This is a genomic window from Agromyces albus (assembly GCF_030815405.1).
Taxonomy (GTDB): Bacteria; Actinomycetota; Actinomycetes; order Actinomycetales; family Microbacteriaceae; genus Agromyces; species Agromyces albus_A.
Genome location: NZ_JAUSWX010000001.1, coordinates 1,969,928 through 1,983,097 on the forward strand (window position 1 = coordinate 1,969,928; position 13,170 = coordinate 1,983,097).

Annotated in this window: 9 protein-coding genes and 1 pseudogene; 9 read left to right on the top strand and 1 reads right to left on the bottom strand. The window is 69.8% G+C overall.

Annotated elements, in window-relative coordinates; all coding sequences use genetic code 11:
- The first annotated feature begins 55 nt into the window (after nt 1-55).
- The 9 genes and pseudogenes from pepN (QFZ29_RS09270) (at nt 56) to QFZ29_RS09310 (ending at nt 12,486) form a co-directional block, all read left to right on the top strand.
- Complete coding sequence (pepN, locus tag QFZ29_RS09270; protein WP_306893844.1) at nt 56-2,644, top strand: aminopeptidase N; 2,589 nt, start codon at nt 56-58, stop codon at nt 2,642-2,644.
- A 111-nt stretch (nt 2,645-2,755) separates the two neighbouring features.
- Nucleotides 2,756-3,667: an ABC transporter ATP-binding protein gene (locus QFZ29_RS09275; protein ID WP_306893845.1), complete on the top strand. Its 912-nt coding sequence runs from the start codon at nt 2,756-2,758 to the stop codon at nt 3,665-3,667.
- The gene (locus tag QFZ29_RS09280) at nt 3,664-4,515 is read left to right on the top strand and encodes an ABC transporter permease subunit (RefSeq protein ID WP_306893846.1); all 852 of its coding nucleotides are present in this window, start codon (nt 3,664-3,666) and stop codon (nt 4,513-4,515) included. The genes QFZ29_RS09275 and QFZ29_RS09280 overlap by 4 nt, the downstream gene beginning before the upstream one ends.
- Before the next feature lie 10 nt (nt 4,516-4,525).
- Nucleotides 4,526-5,824, top strand: coding sequence for a sensor histidine kinase (locus tag QFZ29_RS09285; protein WP_306893847.1), 1,299 nt, complete (start codon nt 4,526-4,528; stop codon nt 5,822-5,824).
- A complete protein-coding gene (locus tag QFZ29_RS09290; protein WP_306893848.1) occupies nt 5,821-6,534 on the top strand; it encodes a response regulator in 714 nt (237 codons plus the stop codon). The genes QFZ29_RS09285 and QFZ29_RS09290 overlap by 4 nt, the downstream gene beginning before the upstream one ends.
- Before the next feature lie 67 nt (nt 6,535-6,601).
- The gene (gene pepN / locus QFZ29_RS09295) at nt 6,602-9,190 is read left to right on the top strand and encodes an aminopeptidase N (RefSeq protein ID WP_306893849.1); all 2,589 of its coding nucleotides are present in this window, start codon (nt 6,602-6,604) and stop codon (nt 9,188-9,190) included.
- Nucleotides 9,191-9,201: 11 nt separating this feature from the next.
- Nucleotides 9,202-10,305, top strand: coding sequence for a mechanosensitive ion channel family protein (locus QFZ29_RS09300; protein ID WP_306893850.1), 1,104 nt, complete (start codon nt 9,202-9,204; stop codon nt 10,303-10,305).
- A gap of 53 nt (nt 10,306-10,358) precedes the next feature.
- On the top strand, nt 10,359-10,772 hold the full coding sequence (locus QFZ29_RS09305) for a globin (protein ID WP_306896676.1): 414 nt from the start codon (nt 10,359-10,361) through the stop codon (nt 10,770-10,772).
- Nucleotides 10,773-10,817: 45 nt separating this feature from the next.
- Nucleotides 10,818-12,486, top strand: a pseudogene (locus QFZ29_RS09310) (FAD-binding dehydrogenase).
- On the opposite strand, the gene QFZ29_RS09315 reads toward QFZ29_RS09310, so the two are convergent.
- On the bottom strand, nt 12,483-13,163 hold the full coding sequence (locus tag QFZ29_RS09315; RefSeq protein WP_306893851.1) for a hypothetical protein: 681 nt from the start codon (nt 13,161-13,163) through the stop codon (nt 12,483-12,485). The pseudogene QFZ29_RS09310 and the gene QFZ29_RS09315 overlap by 4 nt on opposite strands.
- Nucleotides 13,164-13,170: the final 7 nt, after the last annotated feature.

The following is a 13,170-nucleotide window of genomic DNA, read 5'->3' on the forward strand; positions in this document are numbered from 1 at the left end:
ATGGGCATTGCCTGCGGCCACGAGCCGCGTCGATGACCCGCGAAGGAGCCCACACGTGCCCGGAGAGAACCTCACCCGAATCGAAGCCGAGGAGCGCGCCGCGCTGGTCTCGGTGCACGACTACGACGTCGTGCTCGATGTGACCACCGGTCCGGAGGTGTTCCGCAGCCAGACGACCGTGCGCTTCTCCGCCTCAGAGGGCGCTTCGACGTTCATCGACGCGATCACCGGCGCCGTGCACTCGGTGACGCTGAACGGCGCCTCGCTCGATCCGGCCGAGGTCAGCGACGGCGTGCGCATCCAGCTGTCGAACCTCGCGGCCGAGAACGAGCTCGTGGTCGTCGCCGACGGCAACTACATGAACACGGGCGAGGGCCTGCATCGCTTCGTCGACCCGGTCGACGAAGAGGTCTACCTCTACACGCAGTTCGAGGTGCCCGACTCGCGCCGCATGTTCGCGGTGTTCGAGCAGCCCGACCTGAAGGCCTCGTTCCGGTTCACCGTCACCGCTCCGGCGCACTGGGAGGTCGTGTCGAACTCGCCGACGCCCGAGCCCGTTGCCGCCGGCGCCGACGCCAAGACCTGGGCCTTCGCGCCCACCCCGCGCATCTCGAGCTACATCACCGCCCTCGTCGCGGGCCCGTATGCCGTCGTGCGCGACGAGCTCACGAGCCGCGACGGCCGCGTCATCCCGCTCGGCGTGTACAGCCGCAAGAGCCTCTCGCAGTACCTCGACGCCGACTACGTCTTCGAGAAGACGAAGCAGGGCTTCGAGTACTTCGAGTCGAAGTTCGACCTCGCGTACCCGTTCGAGAAGTACGACCAGCTCTTCGTGCCCGAGTTCAACGCGGGTGCGATGGAGAACGCCGGCGCGGTGACCTTCACCGAGGCCTACGTGTTCCGTTCGAAGGTGACCGACGCGATCAGGGAGCGCCGCGTCGTCACGATCCTGCACGAGCTCGCCCACATGTGGTTCGGCGACCTCGTCACGATGAAGTGGTGGAACGACCTCTGGCTGAACGAGTCGTTCGCCGAGTGGGCGTCGACGATCGCGACCGCCGAGGCAACCGAGTGGCACGAAGCCTGGACGACGTTCAACTCCATGGAGAAGAACTGGGCGTACCGCCAGGACCAACTGCCCTCGACGCACCCGGTGGTCGCAACCATCAACGACCTCGAAGACGTGCTCGTGAACTTCGACGGCATCACCTACGCCAAGGGCGGCTCGGTGCTGAAGCAGCTCGTCGCGTGGGTCGGCATCGACGCGTTCTTCACGGGCGTCTCGGCCTACTTCAAGAAGCACCAGTGGGGCAACACCACGCTCGCCGACCTGCTCGCAGAGCTCGAGACGGCGAGCGGCCGCGACCTCTCCAGCTGGTCGGAGCTCTGGCTCGAGACGGCCGGCGTCAACACGCTGCGTCCTGAGATCGAGACGGATGCCTCGGGCACGATCACCGCGTTCACGGTGCTGCAGTCCGCGGCGGCCGACTACCCCACCATCCGACCGCACCGCCTCGCGATCGGCTTCTACAACCTCAAGGGCGACAAGCTCGTGCGCGAGCATCGCGTGGAGCTCGACGTCGACGGCGAGCGAACCGACGTCCCCGAGCTCGTCGGGCCCGCCCGCCCCGCGCTCGTGCTCCTGAACGACGACGACCTCGCCTACGCGAAGATCCGCCTCGACGAGGCGTCGCTCGCGGCGGCGACCGAGCACCTCTCCGGCATTGAGAACCCGCTCGCCCGAGCTCTCGTCTGGAGCTCGGTGTGGGATGCCACGCGCGACGCCGAGACGAGTGCCACCGAGTACCTGCGGCTCGTGCTCGGCAACATCGCCACCGAGACCGAGTCGACGACGCTGCGCATCGTGCTCGGGCAGGCGGTGCTCGCCGCGAGCTCGTACACCGCGCCTGAGCGCCGCGCCGAGGCACTGCGCACCCTCGCCGACACGTTCTGGGGTCTCGCACGCCGAGCCGCCCCGGGCAGCGACGCCCAGTTCCAGTTCGTGAAGTACTTCGCCTCGATCGCGGAGTCGGGCTCGAACGTCGACGTGCTGCAGTCGCTCTTCGACGGGTCGCTCGCACTCGACGGGCTCGACATCGACACGGACCTCGGCTGGGAGCTGCTCATCGCACTCGTGGCCGCCGGTCGTGCGGGCGACGCCGAGATCGATGCACGCCTCGCCGAAGACAACACCGCGACCGGACAGCAGTCGGCCGCGCACGCCCGAGCGGCCACCCCCACGCTCGCCGGCAAGCAGCGCGCCTGGTCCTCGCTCATCGACGTCGACACCGCGCCGAACACCATCGTGCGCACGACCGCGCTGGGCTTCCTCCGGGCCGCGGACCCGGCGCTGCTCGAGCCGTTCGTCGAGCGGTACTTCACGATGCTCGAAGACATCTGGGAGTCGCGCAGCTACGCGATCGCCGAAAAGCTCGTCGACGGCCTCTACCCGTCGACGCTCGCGAACCGCTCGCTCGCCGACGCGTCGCGCGCGTGGCTCGACTCGCACCCCGAGACGCCGGCGCTCCGCCGCCTCGTGATCGAGAACCTCGCCGGAGTCGAGCGCGCGCTCGCAGCGCAGGAGCGCGACGCGCAGGAGCACGGTGCGTTCGAGCCCGCCGCGTCGGAGCACGCCGCGCGATAGCTGCCGTACTTCGGGGCGGCGGCGGATGGTACCTCGGTACCACCCGCCGCCGCCCCGAAACCATTCCCCCGGCCGATGTCCGTGAGTGCGGCGATCCCTAGCGTTGCAAGCATGATCACTGCAGAAGGACTGGCCAAGCGCTATGGCGCGAAGACGGCCGTCAACGACATCAGCTTCACCGTGCGCCCGGGGCAGGTCACCGGCTTCCTCGGGCCGAACGGCGCCGGCAAATCGACCACGATGCGCATGATCGTCGGCCTCGACCGGCCGAGCGACGGCCACGTCACGGTCAACGGCAAGCCGTACGCGGCGCACCGGGCGCCGCTGCACGAGGTCGGCGCGCTCCTCGACGCGAAGGCCGTGCACACCGGCCGGAGCGCGTTCAACCACCTGCTCGCGATGGCCGCCACGCACGGCATCGGTGCGAGCCGCGTTCACGAGGTCATCGAGCTCACGGGGCTCGAGTCCGTTGCGCGCAAGCGCGTCGGCGGGTTCTCGCTCGGCATGGGCCAGCGCCTCGGCATCGCGGCGGCGATGCTCGGCGACCCCGCCACCCTGATCCTCGACGAACCCGTCAACGGCCTCGACCCCGAGGGCGTGCTGTGGGTGCGCCAGTTCGTGCGGCACCTCGCCTCGGAGGGCCGCACGGTCTTCCTCTCCTCGCACCTCATGAGCGAGATGGCCGTCACCGCCGATCACCTCATCGTGCTCGGCCGCGGCGAGATCATCGCCGACGCACCCGTCGCCGACATCATCGCCGGCGGCACGCGTCCCCGAGTCCGAGTGCGGTCGCCGCACGCCTCGCAGCTCGCCGACCTGATCGCCGCGCCCGAGGTCGCGGTCGTGCGCTCCGAGGCGGGAGTGCTCGAGATCACCGGCCTCGAGGCATCCGGCATCGGCGACCTCGCCGCGTTGCACGGACTGTCGATCCACGAACTCACGCCCCAGAACGCGTCGCTCGAAGAGGCCTACATGGCCTTGACCGCCGACTCGGTCGAATACCGTACGGAGGCCGTCCGATGACCGCACTCACCACGCCCGCTGCCCGCCCATCGCAGCGCGCCGGCACCACCGCGCTGAGCTTCACCGGCGTGCTCCGCTCCGAATGGATCAAGCTGCGCAGCCTCCGCTCGACGATCTGGTCGTTCGTCATCCTCGTAGTGATCGCCCTCGGCATGGCGCTCCTGATGTCGCTGAGCTACGTGAGCGGCGGCCCGCTGGACGGTGCGGATGCCGCCGGCTTGCCGAGCGCGGCGCAAGCCGACCTCCTTGTGCAGGCCTCGACGTTCGGCGCGTACTTCGGCCAGCTCGTCGTCGCGGTGCTCGGGGTGCTCGTGATCACCGGTGAGTACTCGACCGGGATGATCCGCTCGACGCTCGCGGCAGTGCCCACCCGGTTGCCGGCTCTCGCGGCCAAGGGCGTCGTGCTGTTCGCCGCGACCTTCGTGATGGGGGCGATCTCCGCCATCGGTGCGTTCTTCGTGGCGTCAGCCGTGTTCGCCGACTCGGGCATCGCCGCGAACCTGCTCGAGCCCGACGTCATCCTGCCGATGCTCGGCTCCGCGCTCTACCTCGGCCTCGTCGCGTTGTTCGCACTCGGAATCGGCACGATGCTCCGCTCGAGCGCCGGCGGCATCGCGACCGTGGTCGGCGTGCTCCTCGTGCTCCCGCTCGTGCTGCAGATGATCCCCGCCGACTGGGTGCAGGACGTGTTGCCGTACGTGCTCTCGACCGCGGGCGTGAGCCTGTTCGCCGACACGACGGCGGCGGCCGACGCAGCGCCGTCCTGGGAGAACCTCCTCATCGTGCTGGGCTGGGTCGGGGCATCCGTCGCCGGCGCAGCGGTGCTGCTCAAACGGCGCGACGCGTAGAGTCCAGTCCATGATGGAAGCACCGCTCTCCCCCGGCTACCCCGCTTCGGTGGTCGGGGGAGAGCTCCGTCTGCCGAAGCCGCCAGGTGTCGTCCGCCAGTTCTGGGCGCGGCATCCGAGGCTCACTGATTCGCTCATCGCGGCGCTCTACTTCGTGCCGACGTTCCTCGGAACCCTCTCGTTCGTGTTCGAACCGTCCGGGTCACTCTGGATGGGACTCGCTCAGCTCGGTGCCGTCGCCGCATCCACCGCCGCGATGCTGTTCCGCCGCAGCAGGCCGTGGCTCCTCATGGGAGTGGCCTGGTTCAGCTGCCTCGTCGTGTACCCGTTCGGCGCGATCGACCTGTTCCCGGTGTTGATCGCGTTGTACGCCCTGGCCGTCTACCGGTCGACGAGCGCCGCGTGGATGGCGTTCGGTGGCTCGGTGGCCGTCGGCACGGTGTCGTCCTACCTGGTCGTCATCGCACAGGCCAGCGACACCGTCGCCCCCTTCGACGTCGGCGCCCCGGAATCCGCGACGCAATCGGCGATCCTCATGCTCATCGCGACGCTCATCGGCGTGACGGTCGGCAACCGGCGCCGCTACCTCAACGCCCTCATCGCCCGAGCGCACGACCTCGCCCGCGAGCGCGACCAGCAGGCGCTGCTCGCGACCGCCGTCGAGCGGTCTCGCATCGCCCGCGAGATGCACGACGTCGTCGCGCACAGCGTCACCGTGATGGTGACGCTCGCCGAGGGCTCCGCTGCGACGGCCGAACGCGACGCAGCGCGTGCAGGCGAGGCCATGCGGCTCGTTGCCGACACCGGGCGAGGCGCCCTCGGTGAGATGCGCCGCATGCTCGGCATCCTCGCCGAGTCCGAATCCGGGGATGCCGCGCGGTCACCGCAGCCCGGCACCGCCGACCTGCCAGAGCTCATCGAGGGCTTCCGCGGGGCGGGCATGCCCGTGCGGCTCACGACGATCGGCCGCCCCGACGCCGACCCGGCCCTCGAGCTCACGATCTACCGCATCGTGCAGGAGGGCCTCACGAACACGCTCAGGCATGCTGGCGCGGCGAGCCGGGTCGAGGTGACGATCGAGTACCGTGGCGAGGCCACCGAGGTGCTCGTGGTCGACGACGGCCACGCGCCGTCGACGTCTCGGTTCGAGGGCAGCGGCCGCGGCCTCATCGGCATGCGCGAACGCGTGGCGCTCTACGGGGGGTCTCTCGAGGCCGGCCCGCGCGCAGCTGGCGGGTGGCGGCTCCGCGTGGTGCTCCCCCGCGACGAGCGTGCCGAGATCGCCACGATCTCCGGGATGGACGCATGAACGCCTCACCCATCGCCATCCGCGTCGGCATCGTCGACGACCAGTCGCTCGTGCGCATCGGATTCCGCATGCTGCTCGAGGCGGAGCCCGGCATCGAAGTCGTCGGCGAGGCCGCGGACGGCCGCGGCGCGATCGCGCTCGCCCGCACGCACGAACTCGACGTGCTGCTCATGGACGTGCGGATGCCGGGCATGGATGGGATCGCTGCGACGGAGACGATCGTCTCGACCGTGTCGCACGGCGGCGCAGCACCGCCCCGCGTCATCGTGCTCACGACCTTCGACCTCGACGAGTACGCGTTCGCTGCACTCCGGGCGGGAGCAAGCGGGTTCCTCCTGAAGGATGCTCGACCGCAAGAGCTCATCACCGCCATCCGCACCGTGCACGCCGGCGACGCGAGCCTCGCTCCGAGGGTCACGCGACGCATGATCGAGCTGTTCGCGGCCCAACTGCCCGCGCCGAACGCGCCATCGGATCGCGGTGCCATGGTGCTGGCGACGTTGACGCCGCGCGAGCGCGAGGTCCTCGTCGCGGTGGCGCAAGGGCAGAGCAACGGCGAGATCGCGTCGGCGTTCCACCTCTCGGAGTCGACGGTGAAGACCCACGTCGGCCGGGTCCTGCAGAAACTCGACGCGCGCGATCGCGTGCAGCTCGTGATCTTCGCATACGAGAACGGACTCCTTCCGGCGCCGGGGGCCGCAGCGAACTGAGTCAGGAGGCTCGCGAACTGAGTCAGTAGGCTGGCGGTTCGACCCGATCGATGGAGGCTACTCGCCGATGCCCGCTGCCAACCTCACGCGCACCGAAGCCGAACAGCGCGCCTCGATCGTACGGGGCCCGCGCTACGAGGTGCTGCTCGACCTCAGCGGCAGGGGCGAGACGTTCCGCAGCGAGACGGTCGTGCGCTTCGAGGCGACACCCGGCGCGTCGACGTTCATCGAGGCGTGCAGTGACGCCGTGCACGAGGTCGTGCTCAACGGGCGCACACTCGAACCGCACGCGGTGAGCGACGGCACGCGCATCCGGCTCGATGGACTCGACGCCGAGAATGAGCTGCGCGTCGTGGTCGACGCACGTTATACGAACACGGGCGAGGGCCTGCACCGATTCGTCGACCCCGTCGACGGCGAGACCTACCTCTATACGGAGTTCGCGGTCGCCGAGGCGAACCGGGTCTTCGCGGTCTTCGACCAGCCCGACCTGAAGGGCTCGTTCCGCTTCACGATCACGGCTCCCGCGCACTGGCAGGTGCTGAGCAATGCGCCGACGCCGATCCCGTCGCCTTCGGCCACGCGGTCCGACCTGCGCAACGGGCCGTCGACCGCGGTGTGGTCATTCGAGCCCGGCCCGGTGATCTCGAGCTACATCGTTGCGATCATCGCCGGCCCGTATCGCGCCTGGCACGCCGGCGCGCGAAGCGCCGACGGACGCGACATCCCGCTCGGCCTCTTCACGCGTGCCTCGCTCGCGAAGCACGCCGAGCCCGATGTGATGTTCGAGACCGTGCAAGCCGGCCTCGCCTTCTACGAGGAGGCCTTCGGCGTGCCCTACCCCTACGGCAAGTACGACCAGATCTTCGTGCCCGAGTACAACTGGGGCGCGATGGAGAACGTCGGCGCCGTCACCTTCAACGAGTCCTACCTGTTCCGCTCGCGAGTGTCGGACGCGCGCCGCGAGCAGCGCGCCATCGTCGTGCTGCACGAGCTCTCGCACATGTGGTTCGGCAACTCGGTGACGATGAAGTGGTGGAACGACTTGTGGCTCAACGAGTCGTTCGCCACGTGGGCGTCGACGCTCGCGACCTCGCAGGTCACCGAGTTCACGGGCGTCTGGGCCACCTTCGCCAGCGACGAGAAGACCCACGCCGCCGAGCAGGACCAACTGCCGTCGACGCATCCCATCGTCGCCGACATCGGCGACCTCGCCGACGTCGAGGTGAACTTCGACGCGATCACTTACGACAAGGGCGCGTCGGTGCTCAAGCAGCTCGTCGCGTGGGTCGGCCTCGACGCGTTCCAGCGCGGAGTCGGCGCCTACCTCACGGCCCACGCCGGCGGGAACGCCGCCTTGCGAGACCTGCTCGACGAACTCGAGCGCGCCAGCGGTCGCGAGCTCGGCCGCTGGTCGGAGCTGTGGCTCGAGACAGCGGGCGTGAACACCCTGAGAACGCTGGTCGAGACGGATGCCGCGGGCACGATCACCGCCGCACGTGTCGAGCAGACGGCGAGCCCGGCGCATCCGACGCTCCGCCCCCACCGACTCGCGATCGGCTGCTACTCGCTCGGCGACGCCGGACTCGCGCGCACCCACCGCGTCGAACTCGACGTCGACGGCGCGACCACCGACGTGCCCGGCCTCGTCGGGCTCCCCCTGCCCGAGGTGCTGCTCGTGAACGACGACGACCTCACCTACGCCAAGGTGCGCCTCGACGCGCGCTCGCTCGCAGCTGCGACGACGCACCTCGCGGAGCTGAGAGACCCCGTCGCGCGAGCGGTCGTGCTCGGGTCCGCTTGGGACGCAGTGCGCGACGCCGAGGTCGCCGCGAGCGACTTCGTGCGGCTCGTGATCGGCAGCATCGGGCACGAAACGCAGTCCGCGGCTCGCGGACTCGCGCTCTCGCGCCTCGAACTCGCCGTCGGCCGGTATCTCGCCGAGGAGCACCGGGAGCAGATCGCCGCCGAGACCGGCGACGCGGTGTGGGCGCTCGCCGAGCTCGCCGGCGCCGGCTCCGACGCGCAACTGCAGTTCGTCAAGGCGTTCACCCGCATCGCGGCGACGCCGGCGCACGCCGACGTGCTCGGGAGCCTGCTCGACGGCGCGATCAAGCTCGATGGCCTCGAGATCGACGTCGACCTGCGCTGGGAGCTCGTGATCGCCCGCGCGGCCCTCGGCGCGGCATCCGATGACGAGATCGACGACGCACTCGCTCGCGACGACACCGCGAAGGGCCGACAGCTGGTCGAGACAGCACTCGCCGCTCGGCCTGACCAGGCCGTGAAGGACACCGCGTGGCGGCGGGTGGTCACCGACACGGGCCTGTCGAACGACCTCGCGCGCGCGATCGCCGACGGATGGCGACGCACGCTGTGGCCCGAGTTGCTCGCCTCGACCGTGAACGAGTACTTCGCCGAGCTGCAGTCGGTGTGGGCGAGCCGCAGCTTCACGATGGCCTCGCTCGTCGTCTCACGCCTCTACGCGGCGCCGCTCGTCTCGCCCGAGGTGGCCGCGGTCACGCGTGCATGGCTCGATGCCAACCCCGAACCGGGCCCGTTGCACCGGCTCGTCTCGGAGCAGCTGTCGGAGCTCGAGCGCGCCCTCGCGGCGCAAGCTCGCGATGCCAGCGATCTCTCGGGCGACGCTCAGTAGACTTTCACACCATGTTCTTCGCAGAAGTTCCCCCAGACGAGCCGACGCCGCTGAGCGTCGACTTCTGGACGAGCATCGCGCAGTTCTGGGCCGACAACTGGGGCACGATCGTCGGCAAGCTCGTCTCGGTCGCCGTGATCGTCGCGATCGCGTTCCTCATCCGGTGGGTCTTCCACTTCGTCATCGACCGGGTCGTCACCCGCATCGTCTCCGGGGTGAAGAAGAAGCAGGACGTCACCGACACCCAGGCGCTGCAGGCGTCGCCGCTCGCCGCAGTGCGCCTCGTGCAGCGCACCCGCACGCTCGGCACCCTCCTGCGCAACGTCGTGAACGTGACGCTCTTCATCGTCGGCACGCTCATGATCGTGGGCGTCATCGACGCGACCATCCTCGGTTCGTTCGCGCTGCTGTCGGCCGCGATCGGCGCCGGCCTCGGCTTCGGCGCGCAGAACATCGTGAAGGACGTGCTCAACGGCCTCTTCATGGTCATCGAGGACCAGCTCGGCGTCGGCGACGTCGTCGACCTCGGCCCTGCCACGGGCATCGTCGAAGAGGTGCAGATCCGCATCACGAAGGTGCGCGACGTGAACGGCACGCTCTGGTTCGTGCGCAACGGCGAGATCCTGCGGGTCGGCAACATGTCGCAGGGCTGGTCGCGGGTCATCCTCGATCTCGCGGTGCCCTATGAGGCCGACATCGAGACGGTCGAGGCCGAGATGCTCCGCACCGCCGCCGAGCTCGCCCAGACGAGCAAGTGGCGCTCGCGCGTGCTCGAGAAGCCCGAGGTGTGGGGGCTCGAGTCGATCTCCGACGACGCGATGGTGATCCGCATCGTCATGAAGGTGCGCACCTCGTCGAAAGACGACATCGCCAGGGAGCTCCGGATGCGCCTGAAGCGTACGCTCGATGCAATGGACGTGAAGCTTCCGAGCCTCAACAGCGTCGTGCTCACCGGCTTCGACGGCGCCACCCGGGTGAAGGGTGCGAAACCCCCGAAGACCGCGCCGAGCGCGGTCGTCGCGGGGCCCGATGACGCCGGCGCCGTCAAGGGGCGACAGCCGAAGGCACCTCGAGCTCCGAAGACGAAGAACCCGCCGAACGGAGGCACCGCGTGACCGACCAACCGCAGAGCATCACACCCGGCTCTGGTCCTGCGCAGCCCGCGGCCGTGCCGTTGCGGGGCAGCGAGCACGGTGCCGCCGTCGGCCAGTCGTTCCACGAGTCCGTCGGTGGACGGCCGACCTTCGAGCGACTTGTCGCCGAGTTCTACCGAGGGGTAGCCGACGACCCCGTACTGCGGCCGATGTATCCCGAAGACGACCTCGGTCCCGCCGCCGAGCGCCTGCTGATGTTCCTCGAGCAGTACTGGGGCGGACCGGGCACGTACAGCGAGCAGCGGGGGCATCCGCGTCTCCGCATGCGCCACCAGCCGTTCAAGGTGAACCCCGAGGCACGCGACCGCTGGCTCGCGCATATGCGCGCCGCCGTCGACACGCTCGATCTCCCGCCGCTCGCCGAGGCTACCCTCTGGGACTACCTGCAGCGCGCCGCCCTCGCTATGGTGAACACCTTCGACGACTGACGCCGCACCGGCAACCGCTGCACCACCCGAGACGAAGGAGTCCATGTGGCTGCTACCCCCTCCCCTGCATCCGCGCCCGACGCGATCATCATCGGAGCGGGCTTGTCGGGTCTCGTCGCGGCCGCCGAACTCGTCGATGCGGGCAAGCACATCCTGATCGTCGACCAGGAGCCCGAGGCCACCTTCGGCGGCCAGGCGTGGTGGTCGTTCGGCGGACTCTTCCTCGTCGATTCGCCCGAGCAGCGCCGCATGGGCGTGCGCGACTCGCTCGAGCTTGCACGACAGGACTGGGACGGCACCGCCGGCTTCGACCGCGACGAAGACGAGTGGGGGCGCCGCTGGGCCGACGCCTATCTCGAGTTCGCCGCCGGCGAGAAGCGCGCCTGGCTGCACGAGAAGGGCGTGCGGTTCTTCCCCGTCGTGGGCTGGGCCGAGCGCGGCGGGTACAACGCGATCGGGCACGGCAACTCCGTGCCGCGCTTCCACATCACGTGGGGCACCGGCCCCGGCGTGCTCGCGCCGTTCATCGCGCGGGTGAAGGCCGGCGAGGCGGCGGGTCTCGTCGAGATCCGCCATCGTCACCGAGTCGACGAGCTCATCGTCGAGGGCGGCGCGGTCGTGGGCGTGCGCGGCGCCGTGCTGGCAGACGATCCCGCCGAGCGCGGCGAGCCGAGCAATCGCGACGTGACCGGCGACTTCGAGCTGCGCGCACCGGCCGTCGTGGTCGCTTCGGGCGGCATCGGCGGCAACCACGAGCTCGTCCGCCAATTCTGGCCGAAACGCATGGGCGAGGCACCCCGCCGCGATGCTCTCGGGCGTGCCCGCGCACGTCGACGGCCGCATGCTGCCGATCTCCGAGACGGCAGGCGCGCGACTCGTCAACGGCGACCGCATGTGGCATTACACCGAGGGCATCACGAACTGGCAGCCGGTGTGGCCGCTGCACGGCATCCGCATCCTGCCCGGGCCGTCATCGCTCTGGTTCGACGCGAACGGCAAGCGGATGCCGGTGCCGCTCTTCCCCGGCTTCGACACGCTCGGCACGCTCGAGCACATCGTCGCCACCGGGCACGCGCATTCGTGGTTCGTGCTCACGCAGAAGATCATCGAGAAGGAGTTCGCACTCTCGGGCAGCGAGCAGAACCCCGACCTGACGGGCAAGGACGTGCGACTGCTCGCGCAACGCGTGCGACCCGGAGCCCCGGCACCCGTCGAGGCGTTCAAGCAGCACGGCGTCGACTTCGTCGTCGCCGAGACCCTGCCCGAGCTCCTCGAGGGCATGCGCGGCCTCTCCCCCAGCACCGAGCTCGACACCGCGAACATTGAACGCGAGATCGTGGCGCGCGACCGTGAGCTCGACAACGAGTTCTCGAAGGACCTCCAGCTCACCGCCGTTCGCGCGGCCCGCAAGTATCGCGGCGACAAGCTCATCCGCGTCGCGACGCCGCACAAGATCCTCGACCCGAAGGCCAGGCCGCTCATCGCCGTGAAGCTCCACCTGCTCACGCGCAAGAGCCTCGGCGGCATCCAGACCGACCTGGAATCGCGAGCGCTCGGCGCCGACGGCGCGCCCGTACCCGGCCTCTACGCGGTCGGCGAGGCCGCCGGGTTCGGCGGCGGCGGCGTACACGGGTATCGCGCGCTCGAGGGCACCTTCCTCGGCGGATGCCTCTTCACCGGTCGATCCGCGGGGCGGTCGATCGCGAAAGCCTAGGCCTTCAGCGTCCACGGCTTGCGCCGCACGAGCACGTGGCCGCGCCGCGACGAGAGCCGGGTCCACGGGCCGGTCTCGAATAGCTTGACCGTGTCGTCGCCGAGGAACCCCAGGCTGTAGGCGGCGAACGCCGCGCCGGTCGGCACGTATTCGAGCCCTTCGACGCCGCGCCCCCAGACCTCGGAGCGCACGCGCTGCACGAGTTGCTCCCCCGTGCCGGCCGGGATCGCCTGGGCGACCTCGTCGATGCCGTGTCGGGCCGCTGTCTCGAGTGTTGCGGCATCCGTCTCGCCGAGAGGCCGCCAGCCGCCTCGCGGCGGCGAGATGCCCGCCCAGGTGACCGTGTTCACCTCGGGTGGTCGCGACATCGACACCGGACGCGACTCGTCGTCTTCGCCGACCTCGGCGCGAGCGCGCACGATGCGGTCGACGAGGGAGCGCATCGGGACGACCGAGTCGAACTCCTCGTCGTCGGCGAGCGCGAAGGTGCGCAGGCCGAGCACCGTGGGACTCTCGTCGAGGATCCCGCGCGGATAGAGGATCGCGGTGTACACCGCGAGGATGCCGGAACCGGCGATCAGGCGCACCGAACCGTCTTCGACGCGGCCTGCGCGTTGAAGATAGGTGTGCAGGTCGCCGAGTGAAAGGCTGTCCGCGAGCGTGAGTTGTTGAACCATCTCCTGT